The following is a 19,289-nucleotide window of genomic DNA, read 5'->3' as shown; positions in this document are numbered from 1 at the left end:
ACCTCATCTCAATAATAACCTGGCCAGCCGCAAACTGATTTTTCTGAATGGCGGATAACGGAAACTTAAATCCAGCCATGTTCCTTTTTTCATCACACTCTTATGGTGCGAAAAAGTATCGAAACTATATTTACCATGATACGAACCTTGTCCGCTGGCACCAACTCCGCCAAATGGCAAATAAGGATTTCCCAGGTGTTCAATTGTATCGTTGATGAGACCTCCACCAAATGGGATTTTCTTAATAATTTGTTGCTGTATTTTTTTATCATTTGAAAAAAGATACAAAGCCAATGGTTTGGGATGCGCGTTCACCTGTTGAATCACCTCGTTCAAATCGTCGTAAACGAGCACCGGAAGTAATGGGCCGAAGACTTCTTCCTTCATCAGCAGGTCATCCCATCCAACATCACCCATGATAGTGGGTTCAATAAGAAGTTCTGCATGCTTGCTTTTACCGCCGAATAAAATTTTACCACTGCTGTTCAATAATTCCACTAACCGTTCATAGTGACGTTGATTGATAATGCGCGGATAATCCTCCGTATTCAATGCGCCTTCCGGATAAAACTTTTGCAACACTTTTTTCATTTCCGAAATAAGTTGTTGTTCAACCGAACGATGCACATACACAAAATCCGGCGCTACGCATGTTTGTCCGCTGTTGATCATCTTGCCCCACAATAACCTCTTTGCCGCCAGTGGAATATTTGCTGTCTTGTCAACAATGCAGGGTGTTTTACCGCTCAACTCCAATGTGCAGGGTATAAGATGATTAGCCGCCGCCATTGCAATAATTTTTCCCACTGCTGTGCTGCCGGTGAAAAAAATATAATCGAAGTGTTGCTCCAGCAATTGCTGGCTGACTGTAACATCACCTTCCACGACTGCCACATATTCCGGATCGAAAATTTCTTCCAACAATTGTTTCATCACTGCTGAAGTGGCAGGCGCATGTTCAGAAGGTTTCAATACCACGCAGTTACCTGCTGCGATAGCACCGGCCAAAGGAACCATTGACAACCAAAACGGATAATTCCATGGTGCAATAATCAATATACTGCCATAAGGTTCTGCATAAATTTTCCCGGTAGAAGGGAAACTGAAAATCATGCCGGGAACTGCCTGCGGCCGCATCCACTCTCTCAGGTTTTTTCTAAGGAACGAAATTTCTGAAAGTGCCGGTCCGATCTCCGTATTGAATACCTCCTGTGGTGCTTTATTCAGATCTTTCTTTAATGCATTATTAAACTTGTCCTGATACTTATTGATGGCAGCGTACAGGTTTTTCAATTGTTGTATTCTGAAGGTATCACTATTTGTAGCTCCGGTTTGAAAATAAGCTCGTTGGTTTTGAAGGAGTAAAGAAAAATTATTCATGTAAACAAGGTAACAGTTAATCAGCACATGGAAAAAATGCCGGTACCCGATTAACAATTTAATCATTTACTAATGCGTTGAGGTGCTTTTACCAGGAAAAGATCGTAATGTGATAAGGAAGAAAATACCGTGTATGAAGCTGATAAAGCACTGTATAAAAGAAATTTACCGGCAGTTTTTGCAGCAGATCTGAAACCAAACATTCTATCATATCATGAAAAAAATTTTGATCGCCTCATCACTTTTATTTGCGCTCTCTCATTCTGCAATTGCTCAATCCAACAAACCGGAAACCGGAGCATGGGGTATCGGCTACCACATTACATTTGGTGACTTAACCAACAACCAATTCAGGGTGACTCGTTTATTGGGAAATGGTTGGGAAGCGGGTACGGAGATAGGTTTCCATTATTTTCATTCACAAAATACCACCACCGACACCGTAGAAGTATTTACAGGATCAGAAATCATTCCTGCATCAGAGATTGCGAAAACCACTACTTCAAATTTTATTTTTTCGATCGCTCCTTTACTGGTCAGGCATTTCAGCATTGCCAACAACCTCGACTTTTATGCAGGAGGCATTTTGCCTGTTAATGTGGGCCCCAAACCAAGTACTGTAAGTTCAAATGAAACCACCGCAGAAGATTATTTTTCTTCAACTAAAATTCACACAAAGAATGTCGCCAACAATGCCATTGGAATAGGCGGAGTGGCCGGTTGCAGGTATTTTTTTTATACCAATCTGGCGCTGGGAGCTGAGTATAGCCTTACCGCTCTTTACTATTTTCAAAAAGGCAATATCATTTCCGAAATTAATATTGCTAATTCCGGATCCAACAATCCCGAGAGCGGATCAAATTTTACAGGTTTTGAAACCCAGGACGTTAACGCCGGCGTTTTGAACATAGGAACATTTTCAAATGGCGGGGTGAATCTTACCTTCTATTTTTGATCACTGTCCGGGAAGGTTATAATTAATTTATTCCATTCTGAAAGAATGCTGAAGCATGTATAGCTACAGAAAATTATTTTGTACCTGCCGTTCACCGGACTTGTTTTCCAAAGAAAAATAACCCGCCAAAGTCCATTAACTTTGAGCAAATACTTTCATATGAAATGGCTGCTCTCCGGCATACTCTTCTTTCTGTTTTTTGGAACTGAAGCTCAGGTGACCATCAACATCACGGCTGTCCCTGTCAACACGCCCGTTACAGATAATATTTTTATTGCAGGAACCATTAACGGATGGGATCCGGGTGCTGCAAATTTTCAACTCACAAAAATCAGCGCTACCAATTATACCATCACACTTGCATCAGGTACAGGAACCATTGAGTTTAAATTCACGCGTGGCATCTGGGACAAAGGAGAATGTAAATCAGATGGTTCTTTTCTGCCAAACAGAACTTTTACCTATGGTAATGGCGAAACAATTAATCTGACTGTTGAAGGTTGGGATGATTTGATAAATGGTGGCGGAAGTACTTCTACTGCACTTCCCAATGTTACTGTGATGAATGCTGCCTTCTTTATGCCACAGCTTAACCGGAGCAGAAAAATCTGGTTGTACCTGCCGGACGATTATACCACCTCACTCAACAAATTTTATCCGGTGATTTATATGCAGGATGGACAAAATGTGTTTGATGATTCTACCTCCTTTTCAGGTGAGTGGGAAGTGGATGAAACACTTCATCAACTACAGATGGATGGAAATTACGGCGCCATTGTGATCGCTATAGAAAATGGCGGCACCTATCGGCTCGATGAATATTCGCCGTATATGAATCCATCTTATGGTGGAGGACAAGGAGATGAATACTGCGATTTTATTGTGAACACTTTGAAACCTTATGTTGATGCCAACTACCGTACACTTTCCCAACGAGATTATACTGCCATTGCCGGCAGCTCCATGGGCGGACTGATTTCGTTTTATGCGGCTTTGAAATATCCGGATGTATTCAGCAAGATTGGAGTGTTCTCTCCTTCACTTTGGTTTGACGATTCTATCTTTACCTATGCCGGCAGTCATCCGAAAACACAGGAGATGAAATTTTATTTTACTGCAGGAAGAAACGAAAGTGCTGAAATGGTGCCTGATATCAAGTCGATGTATGCCACGTTATATGCCGATGGTTATACTGATGTTGAAATGGATACCGTAATTAAAGAGGACGGACAACATGCAGAATGGTTTTGGGCGCGTGAATTTCCGTATTGTTTTCAATGGTTGTTCAACGGCACTATTATTCATGCGGAAGATCCGGAAGCCGATTCTATTTTCACCATCAATCCAAATCCCGCCCGGGATAAAATTTACCTGCAATCAAAATACCCATTGAAAAAAATCAGGTTGCAGGTATTCGACATCAGAGGACAAAAACTGATGGATAAAACGCAACCATTTTCCAAAGAGATCGACATCAGCAAACTGATTAACGGTTCTTATTATTTAAAGGTAAGTGATGAGCAAAAAGAATATTCCAAGATACTGCAGATTATGAAGTAAGCGTCGCCTGTTATCTCTCGAAAGTGCTGAAAATAGCGAGGTTATGAAAGGGTGTAACACAAACTTAGTAACCTTAACACAGCTCTGTTAGCACTCAGCTAATTTTGAAACGTTATTTCCGCTTTTAGAAAACCGTTAAACGATTTCGCTTCCCATTACTTTTTTGTCGTACAACCCTGTCAGTTATTTGGTGCGCCATCATTCACCCATTTGGTGATCTGTGTAATTTCGCAGGAAGGCATCATAGTACCACTTGGCGGCATCTGAGAAAATCCGTTGGCGAACGTTATCGTTCCCACCAGTTTTCCATTTAATGCCACAGCAGCCGCGCCGCCGTATTCACTCAGAATAATTCCGCCTGATGCATTCGCTGCATTGTGGCAACCGGTGCAATACGTTTGCAGAATGGGAGATACCACGCCAGACCAGGTAACATTGGTGGTATCGCATACGCCTGCGTTTGCATTGCAGGTAATGTTAAGCGCGCCCTGATTGATCCATTTTTCGATGATTGCAATCTGACTTGCGGTAAGCGGGTCTCCCGAAGGTGGCATTCTGTCATCAACATCAGATGTGGTAATAACTTTATAGAGTTTACTGTTACCTGGATTAAATGGCTCTACATCACTGGTATTCATCACCGAAGTATAAGAAGTCAGGTTAACATCCTCTGCCTGTGTTTCTGCGTCATGACAACCACTCATGGCGCAATTTGAAGTGAGAATGGGTAACACATCCTTTTCAAAATAAACAGAATCAGGATCACAGAGATCTGAATCTCCGACAATAACAGTGGTATCAGTGCCGCTTGTATCAATGATGGTAGTATCATTGGGATCCGTTGGCACCAGCGGAATATCATGTTTGCAACTTGCAAGTATGAGTAATCCTGCAAAGACAGGGAGAAGAAAAATGCCAGATAAATGATTCGTGTTTTTCATGATGCGCAATTTTCAATTTTAAATTAATCAAGCAGACAAATGATGTTTCAGTTTCAGGAGTGATTCAGACCACCGACAGAAAATTACGCTTACAAAAGACCGTCCATTGAAGTGCACTAACAAAAGAAAGTTGCTGAGCAGCAGGAATTAGTTTCTGAAACTGGCAATAGTACCGATAAGGCTTAACGGAAAATAAAAATGATTTGGGGGTTATCACAGTCCATTGTTTGACAAAAAAATCCACTGCTTTAACATTGGCTGTGTCTTAACAGTCAACTTCAATTTGCATTTTCATCTATAAAATGAATGCACTCAATGTTAATTCGATTCGTCCGTAAGCCACTTTTTAAAAGTGGCAACACGTTCTGCACTCACTGCTGTTTCAGCATCGATAGGAGGATGCAGCACCATTTTTACACGCGATTTCGAGATCACATACATTTCACGAATTGCCTTGCTGCTGACGATGAATTGTCTGTTAATACGGAAAAATAATTTTGGATCCAGCATTTTTTCTAACTGATCAAGTGTATAATCAGCAGGATACTTTCGGTTTTCACCTGTAATAATCGTTACGATTTTATCATGGGTATAGAAGTAAGCGATATCATTGATTTCCAACGCACGAATCGTTTGGCCGATCTTTAGCAGTAACCGCTTCTGATAACCTCCTCCGTCCCCATGAATGGTTTCCAGCAATCGTTGATAGTTAAAATTAGTAGAAGCAGATTTCAACTTATCATATTTCTTCAGGGCTGCGCCAAGATCACCGGCTTTTACCGGTTTCATCAAATACGCAATCGCATTTACCTCAAAAGCCCTTACTGCATAAGTGTCGTAGGCAGTTGTAAAAATGATGGGACAATTTATTTCCACCTGTTCCACAATTTCAAAGCAATTACCATCTGCCAGATGAATGTCCATAAATACCAGGTCCGGCTGACCATGATCGTTAAACCACTTTACTGCTGATTTCACACTGTCGAGTGGATCCTCAATATCAGCGTCTTTCAGGGCTTCACTCACCATCTTTCTAAGCCTTCGTGCCGCGGCAATTTCATCTTCGATGATCAGAATTTTCATATCGTACAATTAAAATGACTATTGAATTATGCTTAAAGAATACATTCCGGTAATCGTTCAATAAATAATTGATGGGTAAAAATTGAAATATTGAACCCAACTTTCAAACATTTCACTCCAGGCAGGCGTTTAAGCCCTCTTAACGGGATGATCTCATTACTGAATATTACTATAGATACATTCCGGCTCTGCGCTCGCTTTGTTACACGATCGTTCCGGTCTTTTACTTTCCGGTTGTTGGTTTCATTTCAGCATGGATGCTCACTACAATTTCCGGAGAAATTTTTTGGTATACCACTCTCGGAATCCTGATCGCATGGTCTTCGAGCAAAACGGTAAATCGTGAGTCAATAGTAACCACATCATTCCGTATTGAAATGGTGCCCTTCAGAATCCGTTCCTGCTTAACACCATGAAGATCCAACATTCCCTTAGCCCTGATTTCATAATTGCCATTTTCAGAAAAATTAATTTCCTCCACAAATTTCCCTTTAAAGGTAACTTTTGGATATAAGCTCGTTTCAAGATAATTCTCATTAAAATGCTCCCGCTGAAGACCGCTGTTGAACCCGTGAAATGAATTGACATCGAGTGTAAATAGAAAAGTGCGGTTAGTGGCATCAACAGCGCCTCTTAATTCTTCAGAAGATGCCTTAATAGTCTCGAGCGGAGCATCAGATACAAAAGTCACCAATCCATTGTTGCAATTGTAAATTTTGTCGTCGCCAATTATGAAAGAAAGCAATAACACCATTGCCACCAAAATGCACGGCGATAAATACTTGGATATACTATTCGCAGGCACTGATGCAGTAAACATGTATTGATTGTGAGTTGAAATGGTTTATTGAATGTGTCTGTTTTTATCGTGTAACGCGCTTAAAAAAAATGCAAAATGAGCAACCATTTAATTAAGAAGTTCTTCAAAATTAGGCGTTTATCATTCAAGCACAAGGATTCATTTTGCTTTAGCTGATTCACAGTTGCTTTCCATCATTGAATCGGTTGTATTCTTTTTAAAATTCAACTTTTAATAAAACAGTACTTCAACATCAGGCCAGTTTTTACGAAAAAGGAATCTTCCTATTTGACCGGATTTCTCACTTACTGCCGGATTTCTACTGCTCATCGGACTGAAAATACCATTGAAACGCTATTAATTGATGGTTCCCTTCATGTAGTCTTGCTTTGCACTGTTCAAAAATTTGATTGAACAAAAACGAAAAGCAGATTTTAAACCCCATGATTAACACGCAACGACACAACGGTTACAAGGATCGCAAGCCAATCAGGCTGACCTATTTCCTGCTCTTACCGGTTTTGCTGATGGCATTAAATGGCTGTTACTATGATGTGGAGGAAGAGTTGTATCCCGTTGGCAGCAATCCTTGCGACACTTCAAATGTCACCTATTCGGCTACCATTCAACCGATGTTGCAGCAAAACTGTTACAGTTGCCATAGTGATGCGGCCTACCTGGGTTCCATAACGGTGGAAGGTTATGACAATGTAATAACCCTTGTGAATAATGGCAAACTCGTTGGCTCCGTTAATTATCAATCCGGATACGCGCCCATGCCGTCAGACGCTCCGAAACTCAGTGATTGTAATCTTTTAAAAATCGATACCTGGATCAAGCACGGCGCATTAAATAATTAAACCTTACTAAACCCTCTTAAAAAAATGAAAAAGTTCATCATTCTCGCAACCCTGATCATCTGGATCTTACTTGGAATTTTTGGGTGGTACTATGTTAACAGACCAACCGGAACTCTTGAGTCAACAACGCCTGATTATTCACTTACAAGCCCGGCATTTTTTGCACAGTTCAACAACAATGAAGAAGCAGCAAACCAACAATACCTTGGTAAGGTGATAGAAGTTTCCGGTACCGTACAGGATATAACGGTTGAGGAAAATGGTCGTTTGAGTATTACACTCAATGGCGACGAAATGTTTGGCGTGAGCTGTAAAATGAATGCTGACAGCGAAAAACTAGTACAAAAAATAAATAAAGGAGATGGAATTGTGGTGAAAGGAAGATGCTCCGGAAAATTAATGGATATAGTGCTGGTGAACTGCAGTCTTCAAAAAAGTTAACGCTGACTGTAGTAGCGCAGGAATCTGTACAATGGGATGGAAAGATTCCTGCGCATTAACAACATATAAAAATTGCTTTCAGACAATTATCAAACCCGGAAAACCATTCAACTGACAAAACTTTTACTTATTCCAAGTCTTGAGTCATTCTGCCATATGTCAGTTCAAGACAAAGTTTTTCTTTAACTAAAATCAACAACAATTATGAACAACCGAATCTTCATTTCACTTGCTTTACTGATGCTGCTCGGAGCATCTGTAACTTCCAGTGCTCAAAACAAGTACTTCGATAAAAATTGTGATGTGACCTTTCTTTCCAACACACCACTTGAAAAAATAGAAGGACAGAACAGTTCTGCAGTTTCAGTGCTTGACATCTCAACAGGCGCAATGGATTTTGCCGTGCTCAATACGGCTTTCGAATTCCACCAGGCATTGTTACAGGAACACTTTAATGAGAATTACATGGAATCGGAAAAATATCCCAAGGCTACTTTCAAAGGTCAGATCAAAAATATTGCAGCCGTTAATTTTAAGGCTGATGGAACTTACCCCATTGAAGTAAGCGGCACACTCACCATGCATGGTGTTTCAAAAGACATACAAACCAAGGGAACCGTTAAAGTTTCCGGTGGTGCGATTCAGGGAGTTTCTTCTTTTTCCGTAAAGCCGGAAGACTACAACATTGAAATTCCAAGTGTAGTGAAGGATAAAATAGCCAAGGACATAGCAATTAATGTGTCTGCAAACTATCTGCCTTACACCAAGTAATATTTCAGATATGAAAAAAATAATTTTTGCAATATTGTTGCTGAGTGTCTGTAATTATCATCCTGTTAATGCACAGGATGAAAATTCCGACATCATGAATAGTTTTGATGAACCGGTAACCAGCTATGCAACAGCAGGTTTTAAAACCACCAGGGTTATCAACGCGCATTCATTTGAAAATGTAGGTGCCGGTGTTATGGATGTAAAGATTTCGCATCGCTTTGGCTATCTCAATACAGGAGCTTATGAATTATTCGGTCTCGATAATGCCAGCATAAGAATCGGATTGGATTACGGCATCACCAAACAGCTGATGGTGGGAATTGGCAGGAGCAGTTTTGAAAAAACATACGATGGATTTGTGAAGTACAAATTTCTGCGTCAAAGCACCGGCGCACGTAAAATGCCGATTGCCGCTGCCTTTGTTTCAACTATCGCGATAAAAACTTTAAAGCCTGCCGACCCTGAACGCGAGAATTATTTTTCATCCAATGTCTATTATTGCAATCAATTGATTGTAGGAAGAAAATTTTCTGAAGGATTTACCATGCAGGTGATGCCTACCATGGTACACCGGAACCTGGTAGCAACTACCGAAGACAACAATGATATTTTTGCCATTGGCATTGCAGCGCGCCAGAAACTTTCAAAGCGTACTTCCATCAATGCAGAATATTTTTACCAGCTTAATCAGACAGATCCGAACATACACAATTCACTTTCACTGGGATTTGACCTTGAAACCGGCGGTCACGTTTTCCAGCTCCACTTTACAAATTCTACTTCGATGATTGAAAAAGGATTTATTGCAGAAACAAGTGGCGACTGGCTGAATGGCGATATACATTTTGGTTTTAATGTAGCGCGCGTGTTTACGATTGTACACAAGGAACCCAAAAAACCGCCGGTAGAAAAAGGTTAACATTGCAGTAATCCGACTATTAAGACTTGCAGTAATTACGAAGCCTTCAATGCATCACTACCAGTTTCTTCGCCTTACGAAAACCATTTCCTTCCAATACTAAAAGATAAGTTCCATTCGCTAAAGACGAAAGTGGCAGTTGAACTTGTTGAGTTGAAGTTGCTTTTATTGTTTTTTCCAAAACAATATTTCCTTTAAGGTCTAACATTTTAACCGTTGTTTCTGCGGTTAAATTTCCGTTCCATTTTACGGTGGCCAGTTCACTTGCAGGATTTGGAGAAACATTTAACTGAAGTGTGGCAGCCATCACATCAGCAACAGAAATATTGATATCCATTAAATCAGTTCTGTAAACTCCATGTCCATGTGTAAATGCTATCAGCTTGCGGTCTGATGGAGAGACAACGAGATCAAAAACCATCACCGCTTCCGGCAATGCTTCTGCAAATGAAAACCAGTTTGCACCACCATCATAAGAAGCATACACTGTAAAATCACAGCCTGCATAAATATTTTTCCCCTGCAAAGGATCAACAGCAAGACAATGAAACGGCAGATCGGGCAATGCCGTGCTGATGTCCGTCCAGTTGTCTCCTGCATCCGTTGATTTAAAAATATGACCTGTTCCAAAACCGCTGAATACCACATAAACTTCTTTGCTATTGGAAGGATTCACAGTAATTCTTCGCGGATAACGGTTGGGCAACCCGGTGCTGATATCTGACTTCGAAAATCCGCCATCAAAACTCCGGAAAACGTGCATGGAAAAATCATCCGACGGTGCAGTGGCAAAATAGACGGTGTCATCACTGGTAGCTGAAACTCCAACAGATAAAACATAGTTACCGTTGTCGATTGGATTCGGTTGCACTTCTTCAAACAAATTACCGTCGCTGGTTTTCAGCAAGGTTGTAGTTCCTGCATACAATGTAAACGGATCTGATTGCGACATGACAAGCGGCGCAAGAAAAGCGGCAGGATTTCCACCATAAGGATTGGAGTTGGCAAAATAAATATTGTTGAAGAAATTTCCCTGGTCATCAGATTTGTAAATATTCAGGTATTGATAACAGCCATACTGCACATAATCAGATGTCGGATCAATAGCATTGTAACAACCATCGCCGCCAATTACCGGAATCCAGGAATTGGTGCCATCATACTTAATGGTATAATTATCCTGCAATCCCGACAAGCCAACAGCAGGATCTGTGGCAGAGATGGAACCGATGTAATGCTGACTCGTTACATAACCTTCTGTGCATTCAGCATACGTAAATCCAAAATCATAGGACCGGAACATTCCTCCGTCCGTGATCACATATACTTTCTTAGGATCAAGTGGGTTGCAGATGATATCATGTATATCTGAATGAACATAATCATCATCATAAAAAATATTTGATGTTTGAAAAAAACCATTGCCGGAATCAGTTGATTTAAAAACATTCACACCTCCTGCAAGCACCTTTGTAGGGTCATCCGATTTAATCATCAGCCCTTTTGCATACCAGCCCTGATAACTAACGATTTCATCAACGCCCAATGCGGTCCAGGTGAGGCCACTGTTTGAAGTGCGGTAGATGCCGGCTGTAGAATAACGGTTTGCAATCAGAGCCAACACCGTATTATAATCTCCGGGATATGCAGCGAGTGTAATTCTTCCATCCTGATCATAGGTTAATGGCAGTCCATTGCCGGTTTGCAACAACCAGGTAATGCCACCATCAACTGATTTATAAATGCCTTTATCTTCACTGTCTTCATTTCCAACACCGGCAAAAATGATGTTGGGATCGGTCATGTTCATTTGTAAATCCATCACCATTTTTTTGCCAAGCACCTCGCTCCAGTTTATTCCACCGTCTTCCGTTCTGAAAATACCTTCGGTGGTGGCGGCGATAATTGTATCAGGATGATTGGGATTGAAAACAACGTCCCATACTCCCCTGTTTTGCTGATACGTCCAATCAAGCGACATACTCCAGCTAACGCCGCCATCCAATGATTTCAAAATGCCAATACCAAATGATCCGCGTTGGGTTCGGTCAATCAGTCCGTTGGTGGAAACACCTTGAGCATACGTTTCACCGGTGCCAATAAAAATCTCGTTGTGATTTTTGGGATTGATGGCAATAGCACCCACACCAAGCACAGGATATCCGGTTGGAATATATTGCCACGCACCGGCACCCATTCCACCGGTCTCAGATTTCCACAATCCTCCTCCTGCTGATCCAAGCCAAATCACTGCAGTGTCCGCCGGATCAATGGCAATGCTGATAGTTCTGCCACCGATGTTGTCAGGTCCAATGCTTTCCCAACCGCTTCGCTGATTCATTGCTGTGGTTATTGAAAGCAGTTCATTGTGTTTAACCCAGGCTTTTGCATAACCATCTTTCGGAATATCGTCATTGGGAAATGCATTCATGGTTGACAAAAAATTGAGCGCATCGTAAGCTTCTGATTCCGCTTCCTGGTAAGTATTTATTTCTTTTGAATGGTGTATCCGGGCCTTGTTTCCTTTTATGAAGAAAAACGGTGTACAAAAAAGAATAACTGACAATAGCGTCACTACAGGTTTCATGAAAAATTATTTTGACAGGAAGCAAATCAATGTGCTTAGTAAATTAAGCAATATTTGATTGGGCAAAAAAGATAATTCGGCAAACGGGTTGAATATATAGACAAGTAAAATAGTGATTGCCTGAAATTATGCGCATGAATTTACGTGGCTAAATCTCCAACTCAGTCAAATTATTCAGGGAATATTTCTCCGGTTGATCATTAAATCCATTAAATTGATTTTCTGAATAATGCTTCTCTTCACTGTACTTATTAAGTTCAAACCGTTGATAACACTAATCCCTGTCTAATTCTTTTGTTACTATTTTTGCACGCGTTAATACGGCAATAATACAGTCAACATTGGGAGAATTTCCGTTTACACTTTAACGATTTGATATGTCAAACACTGTTGCATCTTTTTTTGATCATGCACATAAAACAGCAGCTGATAAAGAACTGCACCGTAAGCTCAATCATAATATCGGTAAGTACGATGCGGCTGTAATAAACGGGAAGACACAATTTTCAGATCTCGAACTTGCCAGGCAACGTAGCAAAAACCTGAAATGGAAAGCTATTGCCAACCTCGATAAATACCTGCTTGAATTTGAATCGAACATCACCAAACGCGGTGCACGTGTAGTGTGGGCAGAAAATAAAGAGGAAGCATTGGCAGAGATTGAATCGGTAATGAAACGCGTGAATGCAAAATCGGTGGTGAAGTCAAAATCTATGACCACCGAGGAAGTACACCTCAATGAGTTTCTTGAAAAGATGAACGTGGAAGTGGTGGAAACAGATTTGGGTGAATACATTCAGCAACTCGATGGCGAACCACCCTTTCACATCGTGACACCAGCGATGCACAAATCGAAAGAGGATGTGGCCAAAGTATTTAACAAACACCTCGGAACGCCACTCAATTCTACACCCGAGGAACTGACGATGGTGGCCCGCAAAACACTTCGTCAAAAATATACCACGGCTGATGTTGGCATCACAGGTGCCAATTTTATTTTGCCGGATCTCGGTGCTGTGCTCGTAACAGAAAACGAAGGCAATGCACGTCTCACCATGACTTTCCCGAAAGTGCACATTGTATTGGTTGGTATTGAAAAAGTAATTCCTTCCTACAGCGATCTTCCCCTGTTTCTTCCATTACTTTCCACCTTTGGAACCGGACAGCAACTCACTGTTTACAACACCATCATCACAGGCCCTCGCCAGGAAAATGAAGTGGATGGACCGGAAGAAATGATTGTGATCTTAATGGACAACGGCAGAAGCACATTGCTTGCTGAAGCCGAACAGCGCGAAGCATTGTATTGCATTCGGTGCGGTGCTTGTCTGAATGCTTGTCCTGTCTATAAAAACATTGGTGGATTCGCTTATGAAACCACTTACAGCGGACCGATTGGTTCCGTGATTACGCCACACTTTAAAGGCATGGAACAATTCAAGCACCTGAGCTATGCTTCTTCACTTTGTGGTAATTGCACAGAAGTGTGTCCGATGAAAATCAATCTCCACAACCTCCTGGTATTTAACCGCCGCGATGCCGTGAAACAAGGTGACTTTAAACGGTCGGAAAAGTTTGGTTGGTTCGTATGGAAACGTGCTATGATGAACCGCAAGCTGATGAATACCGGTGGCGAACGCATGAAAAATTTCATGCTCAAATTCCTTTTCGCAAAATCATGGGGCACACATCGCGAAATGATGCAGGTAGCACCGAAGTCATTTAATCAGCTATGGAAGGAGAAGTATCATTCGAAGTAATTAGCACTATCGTGAAAGTTAATTTCAGGACTCACCTTTTACAAAGTTTTTAACTTTGAAAAAGGTGTTTAGATAACCGGAATTTCAAATCCGGTTTCCTTTTTTTGAATGGCCGCATCAAAGTTTCCATGAAAAATTTATTGAAAAGTTCTCCCTGTTCTATATCTTGTGTTTCATTATTTATTCTATAAATCTATATCCATGACAAACGAAACAGAAGTCCCTAATCAATTTACCATCACGGCTGATTTCATTCAGCACACAGGCCAGCACATTTTTCTTACCGGAAAAGCAGGCACCGGCAAAACCACTTTCTTAAAACACATCAAAGAAACCAGCGGTAAAAAAATGGTGGTGATTGCGCCAACCGGCGTAGCAGCCATCAATGCAGGAGGTGTTACGATGCATTCCTTTTTCCAGTTGCCGATGGGTTGCTTCCTTCCCGGATCTTTCCGCGGATCATTTCAATCGCAACAACAGGTAACCGATAAACATCACCTGCTCCGTAACCTGCGCTACAGTGTTGAGAAAATGGAGCTCATGCGCAATCTCGAATTACTGGTGATTGACGAAGTAAGCATGTTGCGCTGCGACTGGCTTGATGCAATGGACATTCTGTTGCGGCATGTCCGCAAAAATCAATTTGAACCATTCGGTGGAGTGCAGCTACTTTTTATCGGCGACTTGTACCAGTTGCCTCCGGTAGCCAACGAACAGGATTGGCTGTTGCTGAAGGACTATTATGCAACACCGTTTTTCTTTTCGGCGCAGGTGATGAAGCAGGCCAATCCATTGTGCATTGAATTGAAAAAAGTGTACCGGCAGAGTGATGAAGTATTCATTCACCTGCTCAACAGGGTTCGAAACAATGAAGTGCGTGACGAAGATCTTCAGCGGTTGCATCAATTGTATCAACCCAATTTCAAACCTGATCCCAAAGATCATTTCATCACCCTTACCACTCATAACTATAAAGCCGATGAAATCAATAGCAGTGAGTTAAGAAGATTACCCGGAAAAGAATTTACTGCAAAAGCAATACTAACCGGCGAATTTCCCGAACGTGTTTTTCCGGTGGAACATGCTCTCGTGCTTAAGACTGGTGCTCAGATCATGTTCATCAAAAATGATGTGAAAGAAAAAAAATACTTCAATGGAAAAATCGGTGTGCTTGAAAAAATAGAACACGATGGGGAAGAAGAATACCTGAAAGTGAGCTTTCCGGAAACCAATGAAACCATCAAAGTTCAGAAAGAAACATGGCGCAATATCCGCTATAGTTTTAAAGAGTCGGAAAATAAAATTGAGGAAGAAGAACTTGGATCCTTCACGCAATATCCCATTCGTCTTGCGTGGGCTGTTACCATTCACAAAAGCCAGGGACTTACTTTTCAAAGAGCGGTGATAGATGCCGGTTCCGCTTTTGCTGCAGGACAAGTATATGTTGCCCTGAGCCGTTGTGTATCCCTTGAAGGAATGGTGCTTCGCTCTCCTATTCGCAGAGAAGTTATTAAAACCGATGAAGCCATTGTTGCATACATGATGATGCAACCTGATGTGGAAAAATTGCAAACTTCACTGGCCACAGAAAAAGAAATCTATGCAGTAAAAACCACCATGGCGCTTTTTAATCTTCAGCCACTGGCAGAAAAAATTCAATGGTTTACGGAATACATGTTACTTCGGAAGCTGGAAGACAAGGAAAAAATTATTTCCGGCTTTCAGTCCATTCATGCTTCTATTCTTGAAATGCTGGAAGTAGCTCAGAAATTTCAGGCACAGGTAAAAAGTATGACCGCTGAAGGTTTAACGGAACAGGTTAATACACAATTGAAGGAAAGAGTAGAAAAGGGAAAAAACTATTTCGGAAAAGAGATGGATGAGAAGATAATCGCGCCATTGGAGCAGCTCAACTCTTCCATTCAAAAGATGCAAAAAGTGAGGAAGGTTTTGAAGGATATGAAAGAGGTGATTGACTTCTTTGAAAATTTCGCATTGCGCTATCGTTTCAAAGAAAGGAAAAAAGAAACTTCATTTTATCAGCATGCGTATGATGGATCTTCCGATGAAAATTCAGCTTCAGAAATTTCTTCCTTGTTGATGGAGCAGTTGAAAGCACTCAGATCAAAATTTTCAAAGGAAGAAAATCTACACCCTTATCGTATTTGTAACGATGCAACAATAAAGGAGATGACAACTTATCTTCCACAATCGTTAAATGAGATGGCAATGATTAAAGGCATGGGAGATTTTACGCTGAATAAATATGGAGACTCCTTTCTGCAAATCGTGAAAAATTTTTCTGAGGAACATCAATTGGAAGGAAGAATTCACCTGCGGGCTGAAGATCAAAAAAGAGCAAAACGGATGTCGGCCGGCAAAATAAAAAATGCAGGAGGCAGTCGTTCACAAAAGGATGGCGTGAACAGTCAACTCCAAAGCTTTCAACTCTTCCAGTCAGGAAAAACCACTGCTGAGATTGCTGCATTGCGCGATTTAACAGTGGGCACTATTGAAGCGCACCTCACGCATTTTGTAAAGACCGGCGAATTGGATGTGTTTCGTTTGATCTCAAACGAAAAAATGGAACTGATCAAAGCAGCTGTTCAAAGTGCTGATGGCGGGGGACTTTCAACTATTAAACCATTGCTTGGAGATGACGTGAGCTATGCTGAAATACGTTTTGTGATTGCTGCACTACAAAGAGAAGAAGCCAAAAATGCGACTGCAAGCTGAAACTGATTCTCCTTCAAAAGCACATGGTACTTCTTTCGCACAAAACGCCGACAGTCCCGACGAATAACTTTTTTCGTTGCATAATTTTTTTCTTGAAAAATGCAAAGTTCGCAAAGCCATAACCTGTAATTTCATTGCGGGCTTTGCGACTTTGCAAGCAACTCTTTTTTTGATCTACTATCGTTATAATCGCCTTAAGAGGTATTTTAATAGTTCGTCATTCGCTGGTTAGTACGGACATTACTGCTATTTGTCTAAAACTTTCGATCTTGCTATCCGTTTTTCGCACCTTTCACCCTTTTAAACTTTCAAACTCAATTCTAATTTCCATGAACAAACTCTTCCATTGTCTTGCATTTTTCAGTGTATTCCTCATCACTTTTACTGCCTGCAATCAACAACCAAAAGCAACTGCAGAAGCAGGTTGTAACCTCGATACTTTCCTGAATGCCTACATCGATTCAACCGTAAGGCCGCAGGATGACTTCTTTCATTTCTCCATGGGAAAATGGGTGAAAAACAATCCTGTTCCCGCCTCCGAACGTTCATGGGGAATCTGGAGCAAAGTGAATGAAGAGAATTACGACCGCATGAAAAACATCAATGAAGAAGCTTCTTCGAAAAATGCGGAAGCAGGTACCAACTGGCAAAAAATCGGTGACTTCTGGCACACAGGAATGGATACTGCTGCTATTGAACAACAAGGCATTCAACCTTTATCATCACATCTCGCCACCATAAATGCACTTGCTGATGTGAACGCAGTGGTAAATGAAATCGGTTATCTTCAATCAATTGGAGTGAGTGCGCTTTTCGACAGCTACATTTATCAGGATGAGAAAAACAGCGAAAAGATGTTTCTTCATTTATCGCAGGGTGGAATAGGATTACCTGACCGTGATTATTATTTCGATAGTGACAATAGAACAAAAAATATCCGCAGTGAATATGTGAAGCACATTGCAAAAATGTTTGTGCTGATGGGCGATGATACAACCACTGCCAAACAAAATGCCGCCAACATCATGCGCATGGAAACTTCTTTGGCAGAAAAGTCCCGCAAGCTTGCTGCCCTGCGCGATCCGTATGAGAACTACAATAAGACAGATGTAGCAGGCCTTAATAAAATGACGCCATCAATTGATTGGAATAGTCTCTTTGCAACCGGTGGTATCAAATCTGTTGATTCCGTGATTGTGGGACAGCCCGAATTTTTTAAACGTGCGGAAGAACTGGTGAAGAAAGAAAGCATTGACAACTGGAAAACGTATCTCCGCTGGAACCTGATTAATACCTATGCAGATAAACTAAGCAAACCTTTCGATCAACAGAATTTCAGTTTTTATGGAACAGTTTTAAACGGAACGAAAGAACAACGTCCGCGCTGGAAACGCGTATTGGATGAAGAAGAAAACCTGATGGGATTTATGCTTGGTCAATTGTATGTGGAACGTTTCTATTCACCTAAAGTAAAAGCACGTTACGATGAAATGGTGGACAATGTGCTGGAGGCCTACCGCGAACGCATCAATAAGCTCGATTGGATGAGTGAAGCCACGAAACAAAAAGCGCAACAGAAGTTGGGCACAGTGATGAAAAAGGTTGGTTATCCTGATAAGTGGAGAGATTATTCCACGCTCACGATTGACAAAAGTTCTTATGCTGAAAATGTGATCCGCGCCACCAAATGGTTTAATGATTACGAGATTTCCAAACTCGGCAAACCGGTTGACCGCACCGAATGGGACATGACACCGCAAACATGGAATGCCTATTACAATCCATCCAACAATGAGATTGTATTGCCTGCTGCGGCATTTATCGTTCCGGGCATGGCGGATTCTTGTGTGGATGATGCCATCATGTATGGCTATGCAGCAGGTTCCACTATTGGTCATGAAATCACCCATGGCTTCGATGATCAGGGCAGTCAATTTGATGAAAAAGGAAACCTGGTAGAATGGTGGACGAAGGACGACCGTGCAAAGTTTTTGGACAGGACAGGAACGATCGTGAAACAATTTAATGACTACGTAGTGCTCGACAGTCTTCATATAAACGGCGATGCAACACAAGGTGAAAACATTGCTGATCTTGGTGGTATGTTGCTGGGACTTGATGCTTTCAAGAAAACAGAACAGTATCAGAAAGGAGAAAAAATCGGCGGCTTTACCCCCATTCAACGTTACTTCATTGGCTTCGCACTTTCATGGTATGGACAGGTACGTGATGAAGCAATGGCAGTGCGTGTAAAAACAGATGTACATGCTCCAAACTTCCTTCGTGTAAACGGACCTCCTGTAAACATTGATGAATTCTATACTGCCTTCAACATTCAGCCCGGTGATAAAATGTACCGCCCGGATAGTTTAAGGGTGAGAATCTGGTAAGCACTGCTTCTTAATTTTTCTCCGTGTACACGGAATTTTATTTTACCCTATATGATTTAGATTTAACCATCTTCAAAATTCATTTGTAGATTCGGATTAAGATT

14 protein-coding genes are annotated in these 19,289 nt (G+C 41.3%); 9 read left to right on the top strand and 5 right to left on the bottom strand.

From position 1 onward, the window contains the following. Nucleotides 1-3 precede the first annotated feature (3 nt). Entirely contained in the window at nt 4-1,380 is a 1,377-nt protein-coding gene (locus IPO83_09035) for an aldehyde dehydrogenase (GenBank protein MBK9731419.1), read from the bottom strand. Nucleotides 1,381-1,594: 214 nt separating this feature from the next. Between IPO83_09035 and IPO83_09030 the strand changes: the two genes are divergently transcribed. After that, on the top strand, nt 1,595-2,335 hold the full coding sequence (locus IPO83_09030; GenBank protein ID MBK9731418.1) for a hypothetical protein: 741 nt from the start codon (nt 1,595-1,597) through the stop codon (nt 2,333-2,335). Between the two features lie 159 nt (nt 2,336-2,494). After that, entirely contained in the window at nt 2,495-3,895 is a 1,401-nt protein-coding gene (locus IPO83_09025) for a T9SS type A sorting domain-containing protein (GenBank protein ID MBK9731417.1), read from the top strand. A 179-nt stretch (nt 3,896-4,074) separates the two neighbouring features. Here IPO83_09025 and IPO83_09020 read toward each other — a convergent pair whose 3' ends face one another. The 3 genes from IPO83_09020 to IPO83_09010 form a co-directional block, all read right to left on the bottom strand. Further along, complete coding sequence (locus IPO83_09020) at nt 4,075-4,836, bottom strand: hypothetical protein (protein ID MBK9731416.1); 762 nt, start codon at nt 4,834-4,836, stop codon at nt 4,075-4,077. Nucleotides 4,837-5,154: 318 nt separating this feature from the next. After that, a complete protein-coding gene (locus tag IPO83_09015) occupies nt 5,155-5,919 on the bottom strand; it encodes a response regulator transcription factor (protein ID MBK9731415.1) in 765 nt (254 codons plus the stop codon). Nucleotides 5,920-6,142: 223 nt separating this feature from the next. Then, on the bottom strand, nt 6,143-6,739 hold the full coding sequence (locus IPO83_09010; GenBank protein ID MBK9731414.1) for a YceI family protein: 597 nt from the start codon (nt 6,737-6,739) through the stop codon (nt 6,143-6,145). Nucleotides 6,740-7,161: 422 nt separating this feature from the next. Between IPO83_09010 and IPO83_09005 the strand changes: the two genes are divergently transcribed. From IPO83_09005 to IPO83_08990, 4 genes are all read left to right on the top strand, one after another. Beyond that, entirely contained in the window at nt 7,162-7,578 is a 417-nt protein-coding gene (locus tag IPO83_09005; protein MBK9731413.1) for a hypothetical protein, read from the top strand. 24 nt (nt 7,579-7,602) lie between these two features. Continuing rightward, nucleotides 7,603-8,019 (top strand): hypothetical protein, encoded by a 417-nt coding sequence (locus tag IPO83_09000; GenBank protein ID MBK9731412.1) that lies wholly within the window; start codon nt 7,603-7,605, stop codon nt 8,017-8,019. A gap of 204 nt (nt 8,020-8,223) precedes the next feature. Then, the gene (locus tag IPO83_08995; protein ID MBK9731411.1) at nt 8,224-8,790 is read left to right on the top strand and encodes a YceI family protein; all 567 of its coding nucleotides are present in this window, start codon (nt 8,224-8,226) and stop codon (nt 8,788-8,790) included. A 10-nt stretch (nt 8,791-8,800) separates the two neighbouring features. Next, nucleotides 8,801-9,712: a hypothetical protein gene (locus IPO83_08990; GenBank protein ID MBK9731410.1), complete on the top strand. Its 912-nt coding sequence runs from the start codon at nt 8,801-8,803 to the stop codon at nt 9,710-9,712. A 46-nt stretch (nt 9,713-9,758) separates the two neighbouring features. Here IPO83_08990 and IPO83_08985 read toward each other — a convergent pair whose 3' ends face one another. Then, the gene (locus tag IPO83_08985) at nt 9,759-12,299 is read right to left on the bottom strand and encodes a T9SS type A sorting domain-containing protein (protein MBK9731409.1); all 2,541 of its coding nucleotides are present in this window, start codon (nt 12,297-12,299) and stop codon (nt 9,759-9,761) included. 377 nt (nt 12,300-12,676) lie between these two features. Between IPO83_08985 and IPO83_08980 the strand changes: the two genes are divergently transcribed. The 3 genes from IPO83_08980 (at nt 12,677) to IPO83_08970 (ending at nt 19,185) form a co-directional block, all read left to right on the top strand. Beyond that, a complete protein-coding gene (locus IPO83_08980; protein MBK9731408.1) occupies nt 12,677-14,059 on the top strand; it encodes an iron-sulfur cluster-binding protein in 1,383 nt (460 codons plus the stop codon). Between the two features lie 201 nt (nt 14,060-14,260). Beyond that, nucleotides 14,261-16,795 (top strand): helix-turn-helix domain-containing protein, encoded by a 2,535-nt coding sequence (locus IPO83_08975; protein MBK9731407.1) that lies wholly within the window; start codon nt 14,261-14,263, stop codon nt 16,793-16,795. 329 nt (nt 16,796-17,124) lie between these two features. Beyond that, entirely contained in the window at nt 17,125-19,185 is a 2,061-nt protein-coding gene (locus tag IPO83_08970; protein ID MBK9731406.1) for a M13 family metallopeptidase, read from the top strand. Nucleotides 19,186-19,289: the final 104 nt, after the last annotated feature.

It is taken from the genome of Chitinophagaceae bacterium (genome assembly GCA_016717285.1).
Lineage (GTDB): Bacteria > Bacteroidota > Bacteroidia > Chitinophagales > UBA10324 > JACCZZ01.
Note: the sequence above shows the minus strand (reverse complement) of the source record. Positions and strands in the feature narration are given on the sequence as shown.